Raw genomic sequence first — 22,027 nt, 5'->3', positions numbered from 1 at the left:
GTCTCTTAAGGGCAGGTTTTTCATAAAGTAATCAGTGAGGACTATAAGATTCAGTAAATTATCAGACTTTCATCTACCCCTACACCCCTACACCCTTATACCCCTACACCCTAAAATCAGTGTTTTTGGGTCGAAGTGTAAAAAACCTGCCCTTGAAAGCTTCCCCCTTCCCCCCTCCCCCTTCCCCCTTCCCCAGTCCCTACTCCCTCACATGAGTAATTCGCTGAAGTAGTTCAATTACCCGTTGTTCAAACTCTTGGGTTGTTACTCTTCCTTTGGTTAAAAATTCTGTATGTCCTAACTTTAAACGTTTGCGTTCTGATTCCTCCAAATCTTTGGCAGAGTAAACCACTACCGGAACTTTGCATAGGCGATTATGGTTTTGTAACCAATCTACCACTGCAAACCCATCAGTTTCTGGCAAAATTAAATCCAGAATCAGTAAGTCGGGATTGACTTCTTGGCTAAGGTGGATGGCTTCTCTGCCGTTTTTGGCTAGGAAAGTTTCAATATCGTGTCTTTCAAATAAGGTGACTAATAGTTCAGCTAAATCTGCATCGTCTTCCACAATCAGTATACGGACTCGTCGGGAAGATGTGGTGATTGCTTGTCGCAGAGACTGTAAAAGATAGCTTTCTTGCACTGGTTTACTCACCCAATCGACAAAATCGCCTGTGGGTGGGGTATTTTCTGTTGGTTTGTAGACACTGCAAATCACTATCGGGATATATTTGGTTTGGGCGCTTTCCTTCAACATTGCCATTGTTTCCCAACCATTCATCCCCGGTATGAGCAAATCTAGTACAATCACATCTGGATGGTGAGTTGATGCTAAGGCGATCGCATCTTCTCCTGTCGCCACCGTCACCACTCGATATCCCCCTTGTTCTAAGAGAGTTTGTAGTTCTGTGCGGATAGCAGGATCATCATCACAAACTAGCACTAGGGGGGACTGGCTACTAGGGGCTGGGGATGGGGGAATTTCTGGATCGGGTATGGGTAAAATTGGCAATGTGAAGTAAAAACTACTACCTTCACCTAAAATACTTTCCACCCAGATGCGTCCACCATGCTGCTGTACAATACTTTGGCAAATAGCCAAACCTAACCCAGTACCCTCATGATTGCGTGAATCGGAAGAATCCACCTGTTGAAAGCGTTCAAAAATACTATCGAGTTTGTCGGTGGGAATACCACGTCCATTATCTTTCACCGTCAGCAATAGTTCATCACCGTATTGTTGCGCCACCAACCAGACTGTTTTCTCTGGAGTCGAGAATTTAATCGCATTACTCAGCAAGTTAGTTAAAGTCTGCACAATTCGGTCTGGATCAACCCATAATTGCATTGATGGGCTAGAAATTGATAGTTTCACCCCTGCTTTGTTAGCTAAAGGCTGCATAATACTGACTGCGGATTCAATCAAGTCGGTAAGTTCGCAGGTTTCCCGCTCCATTTTCACCCTACCAGACTCGATACGTTCAATATCAAGAATGTCATTAATCAACCTGACTAAGCGTTCCGTGCTATCAGTAGCAATTTGTAGCAAGCGTTTTCCCTGTTCTGAGTTTGCAGGTAATAAACCACTAGTTAGCATCCCTAAAGAACCATGAATTGAGGTTAAGGGTGTGCGTAGTTCATGACTCACAACCGAGACAAACTCATCTTTCATTCGCTCAATTTGTTTGCGCTCAGTGACATCACGTAAAATGACCGTATAAAAAACTTCTTGATCCAAGTTAAATTTAGAAATAGAAGCCTCAGCCGGAAATTCCGTCCCATCCTGGCGACAACCAAATATTTCCCGCCGTTCTCCCATCCGCCGCGCCAAGCTGGGAGCTTGTCCAAAATCAGCGACGTGCTGACGATGCGCCTGAGCAAAACGCTGGGGTATGAGTGTATCTAGGCGTTGTCCAATAATTTCTGCGGCACAGTAGCCAAAGATTTTCTCTGCACCTTGATTAAATAAGGTGATGCGTTGACTACCATCAATAGAGATGATAGCATCATCGGCAATATCTAAAATTCGCGCCAGTCGCACTTGAGAGATGCGTAGTGCTTCCTCAATAAGTCTGCGTTCATCAAGTTGTGAATGCAACTGTCGATTAACGTTGACTAACTCAGCCGTGCGTTGTGCAACTCTCAACTCTAGTTCGTTATTGACTTGATGTAGCGTGGCTTCTATTTGCTTGCGCGAAGTGACATCTCTGACTACACCCAACATCCGCACCGCTTCACCCTTCTCATTGTAGTAGAGTTTGCCCGTTCCTTCAATCCAGTGAATACTCCCATCTGGCCAGATAATGCGAAACTCATGGTTATAGTCGGTTTTATGCTGACACGCATTGTTGATTACCCGCGCCAAATCTTCCCTATCTTCAGGATGGATAAAGCCTTGAAAGCTTTCATAAGAACCATCAAATTTTCCTGGTTCAATACCAAATAATCGGGCGTGACCTTCAGACCAGATAATTTCGTTAGTAACTAAATTCCAGTCCCAGATACCTAAGTTGACCGCTTCTAGAGCCAGGGATAGACGTTCTTGACTTTCTCGTAGTGCAGCTTCGGTGGGGGGAGTGGGGGGAGATGAGGGAGATGAGGGAGATGAGGGAGATAGGATTTCCCCTACACCCCTATACCCCTGTACCCCTACACCCCTACCCTCAGTTACTTTACGCAGCAACTTTACTCGTTCTAATCGATTGATAATTCTGGTTACTAGTTCCGGGCCGACGATGGGTTTGCTTACAAAGTCGTCTGCGCCTACACTAAATACTTGATTGACAATTTCCCTATCGTTGTGGACTGTGAGAAAGAGGATGGGTAATTCGCTCCATTGGGTGTCATTTCTGACTACTTGGCATATTTCTATACCATTGGCATGAGGCATTTCCACATCTAAAATTAACAGGTCTGGGTTGACATCTGCCAATTTTTCCCAGAATTGACGCGGGTCATCTAGGGTAATTACTTGTAGCCCCCAAGGATGGAGTAAAGTTTGTAACAAAGCAAGAATTTGCGGGTCGTCATCTACTGCTAAAACTTTTGCTTCTGCTTGGGGTTGTTGCTGTAGGTGGGGTGCTTCTGTTGTTGATGGTAGCGATGCTTTTGGTTCTTGTGCTGCAACTTCTTGTCTTAATGATTTAACCCAAGTTTGCAAGTTTTTGATCTCTGCTGATGTTAACTTTTTCTCAGATTTCAAAAGCTGCTCAATTTTCCTAGCTAACTTCGAGCCTTCAGGTAAACCAAAAGTCCCCAATGAACCTGCTAGGGTGTGGGCTTCGCGCGTTGCTTGGGAGCGTAATTCCCAGTTTAAAGCTTTTTGAGTGAGTGCGATCGCCGCTTGCTCCAAAACCCTAACTTGCTCATCCACCCGCCCATAAAACTTCTGCCAAATACCAGCTATTGCAGTCAGTGTTTGCTGCTGAGATTTTCCTGTCCCAGTTGCTTGAGGATGTCTCCCCTCTTCCTCCTGCTGTTTGAGGCGATAACCAATACCATAGACCGTTTCTACTAAATCACCAGGCGCACCCGCATTTCTCAACTTCATACGTAACCCTTTGATATGGGTGCGAACCGCCTCCTCCCCTGGAGTGTCTTCATAAGACCATATATGTTCTAAAATCATGCTACAGCTAAACACGCGGCGGTTGTTACGCAAAAATAACTCTAAAAGAGCGTATTCTTTGGGGGTGAGGGAGAGCAAATGTTGATTGTATCGAACTTCGCAGCTGCTAGGGTCGAGCCGCAAATTCCCGCATTCTAGAATTGGCTGTGCGGTTGTTCCACCCCGCCGCAATAAAGCACGCACACGAGCCACCAATTCTTCTTGATCAAAAGGTTTAACTACATAATCATCTGCGCCAGCATCTAAACCAATAGCCTTTTCGTGACCACTATCACAACCCGTTAATAAAAGGATGGGCATTTGCCGACCACTCGACCTTATTTGCCGACAAAGACTGATACCATCAAGCTTTGGCAGCATCACATCTAAAAGAATTAAATCATAATCGTAAGTTTCGATTAAATCCCAAGCCTCATCACCATCAACCGCAACTTCAACTGCATAATTTTGATCTGTGAGAACGGCTGTCAGTGCATGAGCATTTAACTTGTCATCCTCGACAACTAAAATTTTCATATGGAAAAGTTTTCTTGATGTTATGGCAGGGGACAGGGGACAGGGAACAGGAATAAAAGCTTTTTAAAGTAAGGGTTTGATGAGTGATTGATGTCCTAATGTATCAGGCGAAGGCTGTAATTATTTAACAGCCTGAAATCACTAAAAATTATTTTCAAATACAGCAAACATAATAATGAGTAACATTTTTATACTAAAAACTATTTTAGATTTAAAATTTCATAAAATTTAATTGTAAGTAACAAATATCTATAATTATCAAACTTTAGACATATTTTTAGAGTTAACAAATATAAAGATGGTATAGGTAAACAGTAGCTGATGATTGGGAAATATTTGAAAATTAGGCAAATGTTAAAACACAAGTCCCTAGTTTTTCAAGTTTATGTCCTATTTTTGCCAGTTTTATTGATGAATATTAATAATTAAAATATTTTCTCCCATCTGCAAGTGTTATCTGTTTTAATTCAAAGTGAGTTCTCTTATCTTCACGCGGTATGTTATTAACAGCATACAGCCAAAGCAATACATAACATTATTGGAGTTATTGTAATTCCGAGGGTTAAAGACCCCTACGTCTGTACGTAGCAAATTTTCAGTTGGGGTTTAAATCCCCAACTGTTCGCGTAGCGTGCCGTAGGCAAAATGTCTTGAATGCGCGAATTTTGAATGCGCGAATTTTGAATTGTTAATGGCGATCGCTCATCAAATAACAGATGTGCTTGTTTCCTCACAAGTTCCTCAAATTGTTGCCCTATAAACAATAGATGTAATCCCAATCCCCAGTCCCCAATCCCCAATCCCTGGAGGTCTATATGCCAAACAAAATTCTCGTCGCATTGGATCGTTCCGAAATAGGACAGAAAGTGTTTGAACAAGCATTAGTTTTAGCCCAGGCTACAAAAGCCCAGTTATTGCTATTGCACGTCCTATCTCCAGAAGAAGAAGGCAGTCCCCACATACCAATGGTATCCAATTACGACTACTACCCCGGTTTAAGTGGACAAAGTTTTGAGATATATCAAACCCAGTGGGATAACTTTAAAGCTGAAGGCGTAAAGATGCTACAAACTTTTGCTGCTCAAGCCAACACAGCCGGAATCTCTACAGAGTTCACCCAAACTATGGGTAATCCTGGGCGTACAATATGTAAACTTGCCAATAATTGGGGTGCTAACTTAATTGTCATGGGACACAGGGGATTATCCGGGTTTAGAGAATTATTACTAGGCAGTGTGAGTAATTATGTGCTACATCACGCCCCTTGCTCAGTACACATAGTACATAGTTTAGTCAAGCCAGAAGATACTGAAGATACCCCACAACAGGAGCAAGTATTGTTGACAGTTGACAGTTGACAGTTATCAGTTATCAGTTATCAGTTATCAGTTATCAGTTGACAGTTGACAGTTGACAGTTGACAGTTGACAGTTGTCAGTTGTCAGAGATTAAAGGCTTCTTCCTTTCCCCCTTTCCCCCTTCCCCCTTCCCCCTTCCCCTTCCCCCAAGAAAGAATAATGACTACTGCACCACCAACTCATTCCCATCTAAGTGGTGATAAACGCTTGAAGGTGTTAGATGCAGCTATCAAGCGTCACCAGTATCAACAAGACGCTTTAATTGAAATTCTGCACAAAGCTCAAGAACTTTTTGGTTTTTTAGAAAACGACTTATTACTTTACATCGCCCATCAGTTGAAGCTACCACCTAGCAGAGTTTATGGGGTAGCAACTTTTTATCATCTATTTTCCCTAGCACCACAGGGAGTCCACAGTTGTGTAGTTTGTACAGGTACGGCTTGTTATGTCAAAGGCGCACCAGCAATTTTGGCAGATTTAGAAAAATCTACTCACATTCATGCTGGAGAAACTACACCTGATGGTGAATTATCCCTGCTGACAGCACGCTGTTTAGGTGCTTGTGGAATTGCTCCGGCTGTGGTGTTTGATGGAGAAGTTGCTGGTCATCAAACTCCAGCATTGGTGAATGAGCGTGTGCAAGGATGGCTAAAACCAATTCAAAATTCAAAATTACCTCTGATGTGAATTAGGAAAACCTTTTATATCCAAAAAATCGCCTATGCTTGGAGCCTATGAGACTCTGTAGGGGCGGGTTAATCAAATATCATCAACAATTAACAATGATCCCGGTGAACCCGCCCCTACAAATGTCTACCCAATTACAAGATTTTTATTCACATTAGACGTAAATTCAAAATTAACAAGACTTAGGCATCAAGGTTGTCTGTTTAGACTGGGTGTAGGGGTGGTTTTGAACAGTTATAGCAGTAGCCACATAGGTTAGGACATTGATGAATCACAAAATCTTTATAGTAACTGGGTTTGGAACCTCTCACCAGTCCCCTATCACCTATCTTGAATTTGAGATAAAATATGGAACTGACTGAATTATGGGAAATTTCCCGCCAAGAACGCTCACAACAGAAACCTGTGCAAATTCGCTGCTGTACGGCGGCTGGTTGTTTGTCTGCTAATTCGCAAACGGTGAAACAAAAGTTAGAAGAGGCTGTCAAAGCTGGAGGTTTGGCAGCAGAGGTACAAGTCTCAGGCGTTGGCTGTATGCGCTTGTGTTGTCAGGGGCCTTTGGTGGAGGTATCGGAGACTGGGGAACAAAGGCTTTATGAGAAGGTTACGCCGGAGGATGCGCCAAAGATTGTTGGTGCATTGCAGGGGGAAGAGGCAAAATTGGCGGTTGTGAATTTAGAACAGCCATTTTTTACTTATCAACAGCCGATTGTTTTAGAAAATAGTGGCAAGATTGATCCAGAGAGGATTCAAGCTTATATTGCTGCTCAAGGATATCAAGCGCTTTACCATGTGCTGCGGGATATGACTCCAGAACAAGTTGTGGAGAGTATTAGCCGTAGCGGTTTGCGGGGACGTGGTGGTGCTGGTTATCCCACGGGTTTAAAATGGGCGACGGTGGCTAAGGCGAAGGGAGAACGCAAATTTGTCATCTGTAACGCGGATGAAGGCGATCCTGGTGCATTTATGGATAGGAGTGTCTTAGAAAGTGATCCGCATCGGGTGTTGGAAGGAATGGCGATCGCAGCTTATGCGGTCGGTGCAAATCAAGGTTACATTTACGTCAGGGCAGAATATCCTATTGCCATCAAACGCTTGCAAACTGCCATCCATCAAGCCCAACGTCTCGGTTTGTTAGGTAGCCAAATCTTCGATTCTCCCTTTGATTTTAAAATTGATATCCGCATCGGTGCGGGCGCTTATGTCTGCGGTGAAGAAACAGCCTTGATGGCTTCGATTGAAGGTAAACGCGGTCTACCTCATCCCCGTCCCCCCTATCCGGCTGAGTCTGGTTTGTGGGGATATCCTACCTTAATTAATAACGTAGAAACCTTTGCCAATATTGCCCCCATCATCCGTAAAGGTGCAGATTGGTTTGCTAGTATCGGCAAGGGGAAAAGTCAGGGGACAAAAGTATTTGCTCTGGCTGGTAAAATCCGCAACACTGGCTTAATCGAAGTGCCGATGGGAACTTCCTTACGGAAGATAGTCGAAGAAATGGGCGGCGGTATTCCCGACGGTGGCGTTGCTAAGGCGGTACAAACAGGCGGCCCCTCTGGTGGATGTATTCCTGCGTCGGCTTTTGACACTCCTGTAGACTACGAATCCTTAACCAATTTGGGTTCGATGATGGGTTCCGGGGGAATGATTGTCATGGATGATACTACCAATATGGTAGATGTTGCCCGCTTCTTTATGGAATTTTGTATGGATGAGTCCTGCGGTAAGTGCATTCCTTGCCGAGTGGGGACTGTACAGCTACATGGATTGTTAACTAAGATTCGGGAAGGTCAGGCGACGGTGGCTGATTTGGAACTGTTAGAGGAACTGTGCGATATGGTGAAAAATACCAGTTTGTGTGGTCTGGGTCAATCTGCACCGAATCCTGTATTTAGTACTTTGCGTTATTTCCGTGATGAGTATTTGGCTTTGATTCAAGAGGGTTAAGGACTAAAGTCCTGACTACGAGCATTCGGAGGAGTTATGGTATTTTTGAAAGCTATTATTGTATGGTTGGTGTTTATAGTTGCTGAAAGTATCAATGGTACTGTGCGGATGTTCTGGCTAGTCCCATTGTTGGGTGATATCCGCGCTCATCAAATTTCTTTTATCATGGGGTCGCTGTTGATTTTGGCCATAGCAACTATTTTTATCCAATGGCTTCATACCTCACAAACTTCGCAACTAATTAAAGTTGGTTTGCTGTGGTTACTCCTAACAGTTGTCTTTGAAATAGTCTTAGGGCGCTTCATCTTAGGCTATTCATGGCAAAGAATCGCATCTGACTACAATTTACTCCAAGGTGGATTAATGCCCATTGGTTTAGTGTTCCTTGTTTTATCACCTGTGATTGCTACTAAGGTGAGGAGTTTTATCTTCACAAGTTCCTCAAATTCTTTACTTATAAATCAAGGCAGGGGTAGTCAAAAATTTTGAGTGGGGAGTAATAAATCATGGCAACTACTCAAGGCTAATTCTCTAAGAGGCTAAGGGCAATGTCAGTCAAAACTTTAACAATTAACGACCAACTCATTAGCGCTCAAGAGGACGAAACTTTGTTACAGGCGGCGCAAGAGGCAGGGATTCATATTCCTACCCTGTGCCATTTAGCAGGTGTGGGGGATGTGGGCGCTTGTCGGTTGTGTTTGGTAGAAATTGCTGGTAGTAATAAATTGTTACCTGCTTGTGTAACTAAAGTTACAGAAGGGATGGAGGTTCACACAAATAGCGATCGCCTACAAAAATACCGTCGGACAATTGTGGAAATGCTCTTTGCCGAAGGCAATCACATTTGTTCGGTATGCGTGGCTAACGGTAATTGCGAACTCCAAGACCTAGCCATTGAAATGGGCATGGATCACGTCCGCCTAGAGTATCATTTCCCCCATCGCCAAGTCGATGTTTCTCACGATCGCTTCGGCATTGACCATAACCGTTGTGTTCTTTGTACTCGTTGCATCCGCGTTTGTGACGAAATCGAAGGCGCACACACCTGGGATATGGCAGGTAGGGGAACCAAATCTCATGTAATCACCGACCTCAGCCAACCTTGGGGAACCTCCGATACTTGCACATCCTGCGGCAAATGCGTCAACGCTTGTCCTACAGGTGCAATATTTTACAAAGGTTCTAGCGTAGGCGAAATGAAACGCGATCGCGCCAAACTCGACTTTTTAGTTACCGCCAGGGAAAAACAGCAATGGAATCTTTAGGAAGAGGTGGGGGAGTGGGGGGAGCAGGGGAAGCAGAGGGAGCAGGGGAAGAATTTCTATCTCCCTCATCCCCCTCATCTCCCTCATCCCCCTCATCTCCCTCATCTCCCACCCTACGGGAAGCTAAAGCTACATCTCTCAAAAAACCAGGAGGTGAAACTGATGCCCAAAACTACCAGACGACCAAGAACCAAAAGACAACACAAGACTCCACTCCCATTGTCGATGTGCTTGTCTCCCACTTCTTTAAAAACCCTGTTTTGGTGGCTGCTATTATTGGGGATACTGACGATATATATATTCCTGGGTTTAGGAAGCCTCACCTCACCAACTGCGATCGCTGCTGTCAATCAAAGAGAAGCATCAAAAGAAGTTCTCTATCGCTCATTTGCAAAATTAAATGATCAATCAGGACGGGTTTGGCAGGTTGTGCTGTTCAAGCAAGTTTATCCAGGTCAAGCCCAAACAGTAAATCTGCGGCTAGTAGGCTTTCCGGGTTCTGCGGAGTTGCTTCACCCCCAACCCTTAAAAATTACCACCCCCACAGGAAAAGTCTTAACTGCTACCGATGTTTTCTTAGATGAAGCACCAGCACCAACCATTGGTCAGTACGACTTTAAAGATATACTGCCCCAACTATCCATAGAACCGTTAGTTTTAACTCTCCCTTTACCTAAAAATACCATCAATATTTCAGTCCCCCAAAGTGTAGTGCAGGAATGGCAAGAAGTAGTAAGTGGTGAGTAGGGAGTGCTGAGTAAAGAATCAATACTCCCTCATCTCCCCCATCTCCCTCATCTCCCTCATCTCCCTCATCTCCCCCATCTCCCTCATCTTTCCCAGTCCCCAATTATGAAACTAGCAACAGTATGGTTAGGTGGATGTTCTGGCTGTCATATGTCCTTTCTTGATTTGGACGAATGGCTGATAGATTTAGCCGCACAGGCAGATGTCGTGTTTAGTCCTTTTGCAGATATTAAAGAATATCCAGAGGGAGTAGATGTAGTATTGGTTGAAGGTGCGATCGCTAATGAAGAACATTTGACCACTATCAAAATTGTCAGGGAACGTTCTCAAGTATTAATTTCCTTTGGTGACTGTGCTGTAACTGGCAATGTTACCGCCTTACGTAATCCCTTGGGTAGTGCCGAATCAGTTTTGCAGCGTTGTTACATCGAAGCCGCCGATATCAACCCCCAAATTCCCCAAGAGCCAGGAATAGTACCACCTTTATTAGATAGAGTCACACCCGTACATTCCGTAGTCCCAGTAGATATTTATTTACCCGGTTGTCCACCTTCAGCAACAAGGATTCGCGCTGTTTTAGAGCCACTATTACGGGGAGAAACACCACACCTAGCCGGACGAGAATTTATTAAATTTGGGTGATTTGTCAGTTATCAGTTATCAGTTATCAGTTGACAGTTATCAGGTGACAGGTGACAGGTGACAGGTGACAGTTGTCAGTTGTCAGTTGATAGGAGTTAATAGTTATCTCCCCCATCTGCCTATTCCCCTCCTGGGAGGGGTTAGGGGTGGGTTACTCCCCCATCTCCCTCATCTCCCCCCACTCCCCCATCTCCCCCATCTCCCTCATCTCCCCCCACTCCCCCATCTCCCCCAGTCCCCAGTCCCTAGTCCCCAATTTACTGCGAGGGTAATTATGTTAAAAGCATCAGATGTTATGACTAAAGATGTGGCTACTATTCGTAGTTCCGCGACCGTGGCTGAAGCTGTGGAATTAATGCGTGCTAGAGATTGGCGGGCGCTAATTGTAGAGCGTCGTCATGAACAGGATGCTTACGGTATCATTAGCGAAAGCGATATTGTTTATAAAGTCATTGCCTACGGTAAAGACCCGCATCAAGTTCGAGTTTACGAGGTGATGAGCAAACCTTGCATCACGATTAATCCTGATTTGGGTTTGGAATACGTAGCTCGGCTATTTGCTAATTACCATCTGCACAGAGCGCCAGTTATTCAGGGTGAATTGGTAGGTATCATTTCCATAACTGATATTTTGGCTCAAAGCAACTTTCTTGAACAACCCTACACAATCTTATTAGAACAACAATTACAAGACGAAATTAAAAAGGCTCGTACTGTTTGTACCCAAAGAGGGAGGAATTCTGAAGAATGCGCCGCCGCTTGGGATGCAGTTGAAGAAATGCAAGCAGAAATAGCGCACCAAAGAGCCGAAAAAGTTAGTAAAATCCCCTTTGACGATGACAGCGACGAATACGAAGCGTTAGAAGCACGAGTTTATGAAAGATAGGGGAGATGAGGGAGATGAGGGAGATGAGGGAGATGAGGGAGATGAGGGAGATGAGGGAGATGAGGGAGATGAGGGAGATGAGGGAGATGAGGGAGATGAGCAGAGGCGCACCGGAGAAAGTCTTTACCCTTCCCCCTTCCCCCTTCCCCTTTCCCCTTTCCCCCTTCCCCTTTCCCCCTTCCCCATGTCTAAAAGAATTGTCATCGACCCCGTTACCCGCATTGAAGGTCACGCCAAGATTAGTATTTACTTGGACGATACTGGACAAGTGAGCGATGCTCGGTTTCATGTGACAGAATTTCGCGGGTTTGAAAAGTTTTGTGAAGGTCGCCCCTTGTGGGAAATGCCGGGAATTACGGCGCGGGTGTGTGGTATTTGTCCGGTGAGTCACTTGTTGGCTTCTGCCAAAGCAGGCGATCGCATTTTATCTGTCACCATACCCCCAACCGCTACTAAACTCCGTCGCCTGATGAATTTGGGGCAAATCATCCAATCCCATGCACTCAGTTTCTTTCACCTCACCGCCCCAGACTTATTGCTGGGAATGGATAGCGACCCGCAAAAACGCAATATCTTCGGTTTAATCGCCGCCCAACCAGAACTCGCCCGTGGTGGTATTCGTCTGCGCCAATTTGGGCAAGAAATTATTCAAGTATTGGGAGGCGCAAAAATTCACCCGGCTTGGGCTGTTCCTGGTGGTGTGCGAGAACCCCTATCTCCTGAAGGACGCAATCACATACAACAACGCATTCCTGAAGCCCGTACTATTGCCTTGGATGCGTTGGATAAATTCAAGAAATTGCTCAAAGATTATGAGAAAGAGGTGCAAACTTTTGGCAATTTCCCTAGCTTGTTTATGGGTTTAGTTACACCTGATGGTTTGTGGGAAACCTACGACGGATATATCCGATTTGTGGATAGTGCAGGTAATATCATTGCTGATCAACTTGACCCCACAACTTATCAAGAATTTATTGGCGAAGCAGTTCAACCAGATTCTTATTTAAAATCCCCTTATTATCGACCTTTGGGTTATCCTCAACAAAATGACCAATGTCGCCTAGATAGCGGAATGTATCGAGTAGGGCCGTTAGCGCGTCTCAATATTTGTAGTCATATTGGTACAACTTTAGCAGACCGTGAATTGCAACAATTCCGTGAACTTACTTCAGGCATAGCCAAATCATCATTTTTCTATCACTATGCGCGATTAATTGAAATTTTGGCTTGTATAGAACAAATAGAAATCTTACTTGATCACTCAGATATCTTATCAAATCGATTGCGCTCAGAAGCAGGCATTAATCAACTAGAAGGAGTTGGTGTAAGTGAAGCACCAAGGGGTACATTATTCCATCATTATCAAGTTGATGAAAATGGCTTACTGCAAAAAGTAAACTTAATTATCGCCACTGGTCAAAACAATTTAGCGATGAATCGTACAGTCGCCCAAATCGCCCGGCATTTTATTCAAGGTACAGAAATTCCTGAAGGAATGCTCAATCGTGTAGAAGCAGGAATTCGTGCTTTTGACCCCTGTTTAAGTTGTTCAACTCATGCAGCAGGAAAAATGCCATTACATATTGAATTAGTCGCAGCAGATGGAAATGTTGTTAATCAAGTTTGGCGAGAATGAAAAAATCTGTAAAATGTAGAGTGCGTCAGTACGAGAAATACTAGCCATAGCAAGAAAATCTTCATACTGACGCACCCTGTCACCTGTCACCTGTCACCTGTCACCTGTCACCTGCCATATGTTCTAATTAATCGTTGTCGGGAATAACTGCATAAGCCTCAATTTCAAAAAGTATATCGGCAAATGCCAGTCTAGGAACAGGAATGAGGGTATTTGCTGGTGGATTAACAGGCCATAATTTTTGAAATTCCCTCCCAAATGGAGCCAATTTATCATCAGTGAGATTAACAATAAGCACAGTTGTTTTAACTACATCACTGGGCTTGGCCCCAACTGCGTCTAAAGCAAAGCGGATATTCTCAAAAGCCCTGACCACCTGCGGCTCATACTCAGGGGAAACTACATTACCTTGCAAATCTGAGCCATATTGACCAGAAATATACACAGTTCTTGCCTTTGCTGGTGTCACAGCTATCTGACTAAAACCAAGGCGGGTTGAATCATATAATGTTGGTGGGTTAATCACTTGCACTTGTTTTTTCGCTGGAGGTTTAGCGCTCGTTTCCCTTTGTGTTCCTGCAACAAAAGCAGTACCTAACCCAGTACCTCCAAGCCAGAACAGTGTATTTCGCCTTGTTAATTTTGTCACAAGCGAATTTAATCTACTAGTAACAGGTTCAGTCATTTCTTTTCCTCAAATATGAGTTATTTATTATCACTAATACTTACTACTATTATTTGTTAAATCAGAACAAAAAAAACAGTAATAATGATGACATAAGTGTAATTACGTACTCAACATCTTTGGTATGAAGACGGACGCAGCTATGTGAAAAATTAAACTTTGGATAGGTTATGACAGTGTAATTCAGTAAAATTATATGCTGAAAATCCTGAAACTCAACGTTAAAAGTCAATTGTCATTCACTATTACTTATTACTAACCACTACAAAGAGGTAATATGAATTTTTAGGCAATTTTCCAGAAAGGTTATTTTTAAAGTAAAAATAAAATTACCGTAGAGGATACTTATAGCGTTCTACGAAAGCTACATATAGCAATCCTATTTAGATTTTGAAAAGATTTCCCTACTGGCGTGACCGGATTAATTTTGTGCATCTACATTGAAATAGACAGGTTTTTTCCTAGTTCAAAAACTTGTAGTAACTGCTTGTACCAAGTAGATAAACTAATACTAAGTTGCAGTCAAAAATAGTATCTTACTCTGCGCTACTTCTCTTTCCCCTCTAGGGAGGGGCTAGGGGTGGGTTGCTCCCTTGCCTGCCAAAGCAAATATGTTTGAACACAACTTGGTATAAGTTTAGATGTTCGTAGTTGGCAATGTCCAAAATGTCAAACAGTGCATGACAGGGACATCAACGCCGCAGTGAACATCCGCGATGAAGGTTTACGAGTTTTGGCGGGAGGGCCGGAGCGCTACTGCTTCTGGACAGCGTGTAACACCATCGTCATGCTCTGCTTTTAGAGGCAAAGTTGGGTGAAAGAAGAATCTCCGCGCCTACTACGGTGGTGAGTTGTCAATCCTCTACTTCCTTAGTAAAACTGTAAATCTTTTGTGTCTCCAAATCATTACCCACCGAGGAAGGTAATTCATTAGGTGCAATTGTCTGTCTATCTAACTGCACTTGTAAATTACTCAAAGGATCACTACCTGAAGAAATCAAAAATTCTAATTTCTGCACGTAAGGCAAAGTTGCTAGGTTATCCAAAATTGGCAAAATTGCTTGTACATAAGGATGTCCACTTTCACGATACCAATCACAACTAGCAAGTTTTGCTTGGTCAAAGCCTAAGTGTACTGTTAAGGCTGGCTTGTCGAAAAGTGCGATCGCCAAAGGACGAGCTTCTTCCTGCAACAATAAATCATGGCTTCTGACTAAATGGCGCAGTTTCTCCAACCGTTCATAACGTTTTGTCACCAATTGCGGGTCATCTTGCCAGTGAATTGCTATAGTTACTAGATAAGTCTGCAACAGCATATGACCTAGTTTTTTCGCCTTGGTGGCTAGGTAATAAGAATTATAATCGTTGGCTTCAATTAATAACGGCACGCGATCCACCACTTCCAAGCCGTAACCTTTGACACCAGCTATTTTGCGGGGATTGTTGGTAATCAGGCGAATCTTCTTCACACCCAGATCCATGAGCATTTGCGCTCCCATCCCATAATCGCGCAAATCGGCGGGGAAGCCCAAGCGCTCATTCGCTTCCACCGTATCTAAGCCCATATCTTGTAAAGAGTAGGCTTTGAGTTTGTTAACTAAGCCAATTCCCCGTCCTTCTTGCCGTAAGTAAACTACCACACCTTGCCCAGCAGACTCAATCATTTTCAATGCAGCTTCTAACTGCATCCGACAATCACAGCGCAGAGAACCTAAAGCATCACCCGTTAAACATTCCGAGTGCATCCGCACCATCACAGGTTCATCGCTAAAATTTTCTGGATTGCCCTTGACAATAGCGACGTGTTCTGTATTGTCTAACGTGTGACGATAGGCGTAAATATTAAATTGACCGAATTGGCTGGGTAGTTTGGTAACTACTTCACGATAGATGAGGCGATCGTGTTGCAGGCGATAACTAATTAAATCGGCAATACTAATGATTTTTAAATTGTGGTGCTGGGCATAATCAATTAACTGCTGTAACCTTGCCATTGAACCGTCAGGGTTTTGAATTTCGCAAATCACCCCAGCCGGGTACAATCCCGCCAAGCGAGACAAATCTACAGCTGCTTCCGTATGTCCGGCGCGTTTGAGTACGCCGCCAGATCTAGCACGTAAGGGGAAAATATGACCAGGACGACGCAAATCTGAAGGTTTGGTAGCTGGGTTGAGTGTCACCTGAATTGTTCGCGCTCGGTCTTCGGCGGAGATACCTGTAGATACACCTAACTGAGGCCCAGCATCAATACTGACAGTAAAAGCCGTCTGGTTGGGATCGGTGATATTTGTCACCATCAAAGGTAAATCGAGTTCATCCAAGCGATCGCCAGTCATCGCCAAACAAATCAACCCCCTTGCCTCCACCGCCATAAAATTAATCATGTCAGGTGTGGCAAATTGGGCAGCACAAATCAAATCGCCTTCATTTTCTCGATTTTCGTCATCTACCACTACAATGGCACGACCCGCTTTCAGGTCTGATAAGGCAGCATCAATGGAATCAAACATAAACTTTTCTGTTAAGAGGCAGATACTTAAGAACACCCGTGCCTGGGTTTTCCCCATTTAAGGGATGAGTGGAGAACTGCTGCGTATTTTTAAGTTGTGACACAGAGGACTCCCGCCAGCAATAGTTAATTTTTTTAACAATTTCTTATTCTAAATTGTAGCTCGTTTATGCGGCGGAGATATAGACTAGCAATGTTTTGATTTGGTTGGGGATTGGGGGAGATGGGAGATGCTCTTAAGGGCAGGTTTTTCATAAAGTAATCAGTGAGGACTATAAGATTCAGGAAATTATCAGACTTTCATCTACCCCTACACCCCTACACCCTTATACCCTTACACCCTAAAATCAGTGTTTTTGGGTCGAAGTGTAAAAAACCTGCCCTTGAAAGGATGGGAGATGGGGGAGATGAGGGAGATGAGGGAGATGAGGGAGATGAGGGAGATGGGGGAGATAACTATTAACTCCTATCAACTGACAACTGACAACTGACAACTGATAACTGATAACTGACAACTGTCACCTGTCACCTGTCACCTGTCAACTGATAACTGTCAACTCCCTCAAAATAAGTTCTATAGTTGATAGCTAATTACAGATTAACCAAATACGGATAAGGATTTGAGAACATGGGCAATTTTCGGCGCGTACCCGTTGGGATTGTTGGCGCGTCAGGCTATGGTGGAGTGCAATTAGTTCGGTTGCTGATGGATCATCCAGAGGTCGAACTAGTTTATTTAGGTGGGGAGAGTAGTACAGGTAAATCTTTTGCATCTCTCTACCCTCACTTAGCTCATGCAGTTAAATTATCGATAGAGGAAATAGATCCAGAAGTTATTGCGCGTCGCTGCGAGGTGGTATTTCTTTCGCTGGAACATGGTCTGGCTTGTCAAATTGCCCCTACTTTGTTAGAGAAAGGTTGTAAGGTAATAGATTTGAGTGCAGACTACCGATTTCGTGATTTGGCGACATATACCACATGGTATGGTCAAGAAAGGAGCGATCGCACCACAGCCGCCACCGCAGTATATGGATTACCGGAAATTTACCGCGATCAAATTTCTGAGGCCCAATTAGTCGGGTGTCCAGGTGGCTATGCTACAGCCAGCCTCTTAGCATTATACCCCCTGTTAAAGCAAGGGTTAATCATGACAGAAACCGCCATTATTGACGCTAAATCCGGCGCATCTAGTGGTGGTAGGGATGCCAAAACTTATTTATTATTAGCGGAAGCAGAAAATTCTCTCGCACCTTATAGTGTAGTACGTCACCGCCAAACTCCCGAAATCGAGCAAATTTGTAGTGATTTGGCAGGTCACGAAGTCACAGTCTTATTTACGCCCCACCTCATCCCCATAGTCCGGGGAACCTTGGCGACTGTATACGCCATCCTCCGTGACCCTGGTTTAGTCGGCGATGATTTAACTACTATTTTCACCGCCTTTTACCGTAATTCCCCTTGGGTGAAAGTCTGTGACAGTGGCATTTATCCTCAGACAAAATGGGCAACTGGTAGCAATCTTTGCTATCTCGGTGTAGATGTTGACCCGCGTACCGGCCGGGTAGTTGCCATATCAGCAATTGATAACCTAATTAAAGGCCAAGCGGGTCAAGCAATTCAATGCCTCAACCTCATGATGGGGTGGGATGAGACATTGGGTTTGCCTAAGTTGGGGTTTTATCCTTAATTGAGTAATAGGTAATAGGTAATGGGTAATGGGTAATAGTTTTTTCGATTACCAATTACCAATTACCAATTACCAATTACCATTGTTACTTCGGCCCTAAACCCACAGCCCCTGCATAAATAGCGCGATCGCCTAATTCATCTTCGATGCGTAGCAAGCGGTTGTATTTGGCTACCCGTTCGCTACGACAAAGAGAACCGGTTTTGATTTGACCTGCACGGGTGGCGACGGCTAAATCGGCGATGGTGGTATCTTCTGTTTCACCGGAACGATGGCTAATTACTGAGCGATAACCGTTGCGAGTTGCCAAGTCGATGGTTTCTAGAGTTTCCGTCAAGGAGCCGATTTGGTTGAGTTTAATCAGAATGGCGTTACCTGCTTTTTCTTGGATGCCTTTTTGTAAGCGGGTAGCGTTTGTGACAAACAAGTCATCCCCAACCAACTGCACCTGGGAACCAATCTTTTGGGTGAGTAATTGCCAATTTTGCCAATCGTCCTCATGTAAACCATCTTCAATCGAGACAATGGGGTATTGACTCACCAACTGGGCTAAATAATCGATAAACTCGGTTGGTGCATGAGGTTTACCATCGTAGACATACTGTCCTTCCTTGTAAAACTCACTAGCCGCCACATCCAGCGCCAACGCCACTTGTTCCCCTGGCTTGTAGCCTGCTTTCTCAATGGCTGCAACTAGCAATTCCAAGGCTACCTGATTAGATTCCAGGTTGGGAGCAAAACCCCCTTCATCACCTACACCTGTCAGCAAACCTTTATCATGCAAAACTTCACTGAGGGTAGCAAATACTTCCGCACCCCAGCGCAAGGCTTCGCGGAAAGAAGGCGCACCGATGGGGACAATCATAAACTCTTGGAAATCCACATTATTGGCGGCGTGCGCCCCACCATTAATTACGTTCATCAAAGGTACGGGCAATAAATTTGCTAAAGGCCCACCTAGATAACGATACAAGGGAATGCCCAAAGATTCAGCACTGGCTCTGGCGGCTGCTAAGGAAACAGCTAAAATCGCATTTGCACCCAAGTTAGCTTTGTTACCAGAACCATCCAGAGCAATCATAGTCCGGTCGATGAGTTCCTGGTTGAGAGCATCCAAATCAATCAATTTCGGGGCTAGTATCTCATTAACGTTGTGTACCGCCTTCAGTACACCTTTGCCACCGTAACGGCTTTTATCCTTGTCCCTGAGTTCGTGAGCTTCAAAGGAGCCTGTAGAAGCGCCGCTAGGAACCTGCGCCAAGCCTACAGCGCCGCTTAATAAATGTACTTCCGCTTCTACTGTAGGTCTACCGCGTGAGTCAAGAATTTCACGGGCTACAATCGCCTCAATGGCGGTATCAAGAATATTACTCATCGGTCTATTTGTCTCCTTCTTACCTTTGATCGCACACAGTTGCATCGTTCAACCCAATCGCTAGCATAGGCGCTGAGGCGACCTATCGGCTCAGATTAAATGAAGATTTCCAAAGTTAATAGTTATGAGTTATTAGCCATTAGTCAATAGCTATGAGTGATTTTCTGGTGTTCTGGGGGGAATTATGGAAATAATTGACATACTCCCCAGCCTGAAGGCATGGGGATTCTAGGCTCAAACAGCAATCGCTGGCGTAGCCAGTCTGACATCGCCTAACCCAATGGATGATGCCCCAACCATTTGAATATTACGTGCGGCATTCTCGTCCCTTCCGTTAACCGTTTGGCAGGATGGACACCGCCACTCTCTAATAGATAAATCAATCTTTTCTAGAGTATGTTCGCAATTAGAACAAGTCTTACTGCTGGGATACCACTGGTCGATAAACACAACTAATTTATCTTTCTTTCTAGCAACCCACTCTAAAATTTCTAAAAACTCACCAAAGCAAGCGTCTGATATTTTACGCCCCCAAAGTCTTTGCATACCTTTGAGGTTCAGTGTTTCAAAACATAGCACATCAAACTTATCTGTTAGTTCATGCGCTAATTTCCAAAACCAATCACGGCGACGATTAGAAATATCTTCATACTTGCGTACTAAGTTTTTTCTAGCTCTTTCTCGATTGGCTGAACTTTTTAATTTCTTGGAATGATGCGAACTTGCTTTTCTAATAGCATTTAAAGACTGTTTGAAAAATTGGGGAGACTCAATTTTTGTGCCGTCTGAGCAGGCGAGAAATGTCTTTAGTCCGAAATCAAATCCCGCTATCTTACCAGTCGTGAATTTGGTTTCTAGCTTGCCACCTTCTCTTTCAGAGACGCTAACGCGAACGTCAACTACCACAACCATAAACAACTCACCTAATGGTGTGCGTTTTACGGTTAGGGTTTTGACTGTTCCCTCAATCTCTCTAGACTTCCAAAATTGATAAACCCGACTACCAATTTTTACCCTGTTGCCACCCAAAAACTTATAACCTGCTTGTTTAAGGGTGAATGATTTATATTTTTTAACCTTTTTAAATCCTGGTGGTCTTACTCCTTTATTATTGTGTTTAAAAAACAGTTGGTAGGCTTTCTCAATACGCTGACAAATATCTTGTACTGCTTGAGAACCTACTGTCTGCCAAAATTGGTTACGTTTCCGCAGTTTAGCAATGTGAGACTGAAGTTTTGCACAATTCAAATGTTTGCCCCACATCCGATAGTAGCGTTTGTGGAGAGCGATGCAATGGTTATAAATCACCCCAGTCGCATTAATCATGCGCTTGAGATGTCTATTACGCTTGTGCTGATAAAGCTTAAACTTCAGTGATTTCATGCTAATATCATACCACAAGGTGACAGCAATATGACAGCATGAAAAGATTAACAGTGCGATGTTCAGATGAAGAATACGAAGCACTTGTAGAATACTGTGCGAAAAAAAATCGTACTCAAAACGATGTACTCAGGGAGTTGATCCGGAAGCTAAAGAAAAGCCGTGCTAAAAGCACGGGGCTTTAGACCCATTTCTTTGGTAAAGGTACTGAAATCACAATTTACTTACAAAGTAAAATAATTACCCAATCGGGGAGAAAGTTTCGGGCAGAAATCACCTACACTACACCAGGAAAATCACCCCAACCTGGAAATTTAGTTGTCAGTGATGGTAAGCAAGTGTGGACTTACAGACCCGACCTGAAACAGTACGCCGTTACTTCCTACCAAGCTTTTAAAAAAGCTAACGATTGGGTTTTAATTGGTGTCTCTTCCTTTACTTTGTTAGATTTTCCAGAGGAAGATAGAAAAGCTGTTGTTAGTGGGAACTTATCGGATACAAACATTTTGGGCTACCTTGGCTTGGCTAGTAATAACGAAATCAAGGGAGATAAACGGACAATTGATGGTCAACCAATTTACGTTTACGACTACAAAGACCCAAAAGATGGATTTACACTCAGCGCCTTTGTCAATCCTGAAACCGCTATCCTCAAGCAAGTGCAGTTAGCAGGTAAAACCGATGATTTAGATATACTCCTAACCGAAAAAATCCTCAGTAAAACCCCAAATCCTACAATCAATAACAACACATTCCGTTTTTCCCCGCCAAAAGGAACGAAAAGGGTCAAAAAGCTCTCCATCAGTCCTTTGTAGGGAAGTGGGGGGAGTGGGGGGAGATGAGGGAGATGAGGGAGATGAGGGAGTGGGGGAGCAGGGGAGCAGGGGAGCAGGGGAGCAGAGGAGCAGAGGAGATAGTCTTTTCCCTTTCCCCCTTCCCCTTTTCCCTGTCCCCCTTCCCCCTCTTTCAAGGGCAGGTTTTTTGAAGAATCAGATGTTAAGATAAATCGTCGTGACACAAAGCAGGTCATGAGCAAAGATTCGGGTTTAAACAGTTGGATTGCGATCGTTAGCCAA

At 44.0% G+C, this 22,027-nt stretch carries 20 protein-coding genes; 14 read left to right on the top strand and 6 right to left on the bottom strand.

Features of this window, described 5'->3' with window-relative positions:
- Positions 1-199: 199 nt before the first annotated feature.
- The gene (locus H6G83_RS32525) at positions 200-4,144 is read right to left on the bottom strand and encodes a response regulator (RefSeq protein ID WP_190479923.1); all 3,945 of its coding nucleotides are present in this window, start codon (positions 4,142-4,144) and stop codon (positions 200-202) included.
- A gap of 572 nt (positions 4,145-4,716) precedes the next feature.
- The gene (locus H6G83_RS32520) at positions 4,717-4,878 is read right to left on the bottom strand and encodes a hypothetical protein (RefSeq protein WP_190479921.1); all 162 of its coding nucleotides are present in this window, start codon (positions 4,876-4,878) and stop codon (positions 4,717-4,719) included.
- An 81-nt stretch (positions 4,879-4,959) separates the two neighbouring features.
- Between H6G83_RS32520 and H6G83_RS32515 the strand changes: the two genes are divergently transcribed.
- The 10 genes from H6G83_RS32515 to H6G83_RS32475 all read left to right on the top strand — a co-directional run bounded on the left by H6G83_RS32515 (position 4,960) and on the right by H6G83_RS32475 (position 13,312).
- Positions 4,960-5,502, top strand: a complete 543-nt coding sequence (locus H6G83_RS32515) for a universal stress protein (protein WP_190479919.1) — start codon at positions 4,960-4,962, stop codon at positions 5,500-5,502.
- A 159-nt stretch (positions 5,503-5,661) separates the two neighbouring features.
- The gene (hoxE, locus tag H6G83_RS32510; protein WP_190479917.1) at positions 5,662-6,189 is read left to right on the top strand and encodes a bidirectional hydrogenase complex protein HoxE; all 528 of its coding nucleotides are present in this window, start codon (positions 5,662-5,664) and stop codon (positions 6,187-6,189) included.
- 348 nt (positions 6,190-6,537) lie between these two features.
- Positions 6,538-8,136: an NADH-quinone oxidoreductase subunit NuoF gene (gene nuoF / locus H6G83_RS32505; RefSeq protein ID WP_190479915.1), complete on the top strand. Its 1,599-nt coding sequence runs from the start codon at positions 6,538-6,540 to the stop codon at positions 8,134-8,136.
- Positions 8,137-8,172: 36 nt separating this feature from the next.
- Positions 8,173-8,625, top strand: a complete 453-nt coding sequence (locus tag H6G83_RS32500; RefSeq protein ID WP_190479914.1) for a hypothetical protein — start codon at positions 8,173-8,175, stop codon at positions 8,623-8,625.
- Between the two features lie 59 nt (positions 8,626-8,684).
- The gene (gene hoxU, locus H6G83_RS32495) at positions 8,685-9,401 is read left to right on the top strand and encodes a bidirectional hydrogenase complex protein HoxU (RefSeq protein WP_190479912.1); all 717 of its coding nucleotides are present in this window, start codon (positions 8,685-8,687) and stop codon (positions 9,399-9,401) included.
- Complete coding sequence (locus tag H6G83_RS35700) at positions 9,389-9,805, top strand: hypothetical protein (protein WP_242044980.1); 417 nt, start codon at positions 9,389-9,391, stop codon at positions 9,803-9,805. Before hoxU ends, H6G83_RS35700 begins: the two co-directional genes overlap by 13 nt.
- Positions 9,687-10,148 (top strand): DUF3122 domain-containing protein, encoded by a 462-nt coding sequence (locus H6G83_RS32490; RefSeq protein ID WP_242044981.1) that lies wholly within the window; start codon positions 9,687-9,689, stop codon positions 10,146-10,148. The genes H6G83_RS35700 and H6G83_RS32490 overlap by 119 nt, the downstream gene beginning before the upstream one ends.
- A 105-nt stretch (positions 10,149-10,253) precedes the next feature.
- On the top strand, positions 10,254-10,790 hold the full coding sequence (locus tag H6G83_RS32485; RefSeq protein ID WP_190479908.1) for an NADH-quinone oxidoreductase subunit B family protein: 537 nt from the start codon (positions 10,254-10,256) through the stop codon (positions 10,788-10,790).
- A gap of 274 nt (positions 10,791-11,064) precedes the next feature.
- Positions 11,065-11,676, top strand: coding sequence for a CBS domain-containing protein (locus H6G83_RS32480; protein WP_190479906.1), 612 nt, complete (start codon positions 11,065-11,067; stop codon positions 11,674-11,676).
- A gap of 184 nt (positions 11,677-11,860) precedes the next feature.
- Entirely contained in the window at positions 11,861-13,312 is a 1,452-nt protein-coding gene (locus tag H6G83_RS32475; protein WP_190479925.1) for a Ni/Fe hydrogenase subunit alpha, read from the top strand.
- Between the two features lie 127 nt (positions 13,313-13,439).
- On the opposite strand, the gene H6G83_RS32470 is transcribed toward H6G83_RS32475, so the two are convergent.
- The gene (locus tag H6G83_RS32470) at positions 13,440-13,997 is read right to left on the bottom strand and encodes a RidA family protein (protein ID WP_190479904.1); all 558 of its coding nucleotides are present in this window, start codon (positions 13,995-13,997) and stop codon (positions 13,440-13,442) included.
- Between the two features lie 631 nt (positions 13,998-14,628).
- Between H6G83_RS32470 and H6G83_RS32465 the strand changes: the two genes are divergently transcribed.
- Positions 14,629-14,799 carry a zinc ribbon domain-containing protein gene (locus H6G83_RS32465; RefSeq protein ID WP_313937630.1) on the top strand — a complete coding sequence of 57 codons (171 nt, stop codon included), beginning with the start codon at positions 14,629-14,631 and terminating at the stop codon, positions 14,797-14,799.
- A 52-nt stretch (positions 14,800-14,851) separates the two neighbouring features.
- Here H6G83_RS32465 and ribBA read toward each other — a convergent pair whose 3' ends face one another.
- Positions 14,852-16,507, bottom strand: a complete 1,656-nt coding sequence (ribBA, locus tag H6G83_RS32460) for a bifunctional 3,4-dihydroxy-2-butanone-4-phosphate synthase/GTP cyclohydrolase II (protein WP_190479902.1) — start codon at positions 16,505-16,507, stop codon at positions 14,852-14,854.
- Positions 16,508-17,134: 627 nt separating this feature from the next.
- On the opposite strand from ribBA, the gene argC reads away from it, so the two are divergent.
- A complete protein-coding gene (gene argC, locus H6G83_RS32450) occupies positions 17,135-18,193 on the top strand; it encodes an N-acetyl-gamma-glutamyl-phosphate reductase (RefSeq protein WP_190479897.1) in 1,059 nt (352 codons plus the stop codon).
- An 85-nt stretch (positions 18,194-18,278) separates the two neighbouring features.
- Here the strand turns inward: argC and eno are convergent, their stop codons facing one another.
- Positions 18,279-19,568 carry a phosphopyruvate hydratase gene (eno, locus tag H6G83_RS32445; RefSeq protein WP_190479895.1) on the bottom strand — a complete coding sequence of 430 codons (1,290 nt, stop codon included), beginning with the start codon at positions 19,566-19,568 and terminating at the stop codon, positions 18,279-18,281.
- A 234-nt stretch (positions 19,569-19,802) separates the two neighbouring features.
- Positions 19,803-20,951: an RNA-guided endonuclease InsQ/TnpB family protein gene (locus H6G83_RS32440; RefSeq protein WP_190479893.1), complete on the bottom strand. Its 1,149-nt coding sequence runs from the start codon at positions 20,949-20,951 to the stop codon at positions 19,803-19,805.
- A gap of 38 nt (positions 20,952-20,989) precedes the next feature.
- Here H6G83_RS32440 and H6G83_RS36140 point away from each other — a divergent pair, with 38 nt between their 5' ends.
- Positions 20,990-21,136 carry a ribbon-helix-helix protein, CopG family gene (locus H6G83_RS36140; protein WP_190479890.1) on the top strand — a complete coding sequence of 49 codons (147 nt, stop codon included), beginning with the start codon at positions 20,990-20,992 and terminating at the stop codon, positions 21,134-21,136.
- 153 nt (positions 21,137-21,289) lie between these two features.
- Positions 21,290-21,766, top strand: coding sequence for a hypothetical protein (locus H6G83_RS32430; RefSeq protein ID WP_242044979.1), 477 nt, complete (start codon positions 21,290-21,292; stop codon positions 21,764-21,766).
- The last annotated feature ends 261 nt before the right edge of the window (positions 21,767-22,027 follow it).

This window comes from Anabaena azotica FACHB-119 (assembly GCF_014697625.1).
In the GTDB taxonomy this organism is placed as follows: Bacteria; Cyanobacteriota; Cyanobacteriia; order Cyanobacteriales; family Nostocaceae; genus Trichormus; species Trichormus azoticus_A.
The sequence above is the reverse complement of the archived record's forward strand: the minus strand, read 5'-3'. Positions and strand labels throughout refer to the sequence as shown.

Bases quoted from the DNA above. Each gene is read 5' to 3' on its own strand.
- H6G83_RS32525 (WP_190479923.1), bottom strand. From the start codon at position 4,144: ATGAAAATTTTAGTTGTCGAGGATGACAAGTTAAATGCTCATGCACTG.
- H6G83_RS32515 (WP_190479919.1), top strand. From the start codon at position 4,960: ATGCCAAACAAAATTCTCGTCGCATTGGATCGTTCCGAAATAGGACAG.
- hoxE (WP_190479917.1), top strand. From the start codon at position 5,662: ATGACTACTGCACCACCAACTCATTCCCATCTAAGTGGTGATAAACGC.
- nuoF (WP_190479915.1), top strand. From the start codon at position 6,538: ATGGAACTGACTGAATTATGGGAAATTTCCCGCCAAGAACGCTCACAA.
- H6G83_RS32500 (WP_190479914.1), top strand. From the start codon at position 8,173: ATGGTATTTTTGAAAGCTATTATTGTATGGTTGGTGTTTATAGTTGCT.
- hoxU (WP_190479912.1), top strand. From the start codon at position 8,685: ATGTCAGTCAAAACTTTAACAATTAACGACCAACTCATTAGCGCTCAA.
- H6G83_RS35700 (WP_242044980.1), top strand. From the start codon at position 9,389: ATGGAATCTTTAGGAAGAGGTGGGGGAGTGGGGGGAGCAGGGGAAGCA.
- H6G83_RS32485 (WP_190479908.1), top strand. From the start codon at position 10,254: ATGAAACTAGCAACAGTATGGTTAGGTGGATGTTCTGGCTGTCATATG.
- H6G83_RS32480 (WP_190479906.1), top strand. From the start codon at position 11,065: ATGTTAAAAGCATCAGATGTTATGACTAAAGATGTGGCTACTATTCGT.
- H6G83_RS32475 (WP_190479925.1), top strand. From the start codon at position 11,861: ATGTCTAAAAGAATTGTCATCGACCCCGTTACCCGCATTGAAGGTCAC.
- H6G83_RS32470 (WP_190479904.1), bottom strand. From the start codon at position 13,997: ATGACTGAACCTGTTACTAGTAGATTAAATTCGCTTGTGACAAAATTA.
- ribBA (WP_190479902.1), bottom strand. From the start codon at position 16,507: ATGTTTGATTCCATTGATGCTGCCTTATCAGACCTGAAAGCGGGTCGT.
- argC (WP_190479897.1), top strand. From the start codon at position 17,135: ATGGGCAATTTTCGGCGCGTACCCGTTGGGATTGTTGGCGCGTCAGGC.
- eno (WP_190479895.1), bottom strand. From the start codon at position 19,568: ATGAGTAATATTCTTGATACCGCCATTGAGGCGATTGTAGCCCGTGAA.
- H6G83_RS32440 (WP_190479893.1), bottom strand. From the start codon at position 20,951: ATGAAATCACTGAAGTTTAAGCTTTATCAGCACAAGCGTAATAGACAT.
- H6G83_RS36140 (WP_190479890.1), top strand. From the start codon at position 20,990: ATGAAAAGATTAACAGTGCGATGTTCAGATGAAGAATACGAAGCACTT.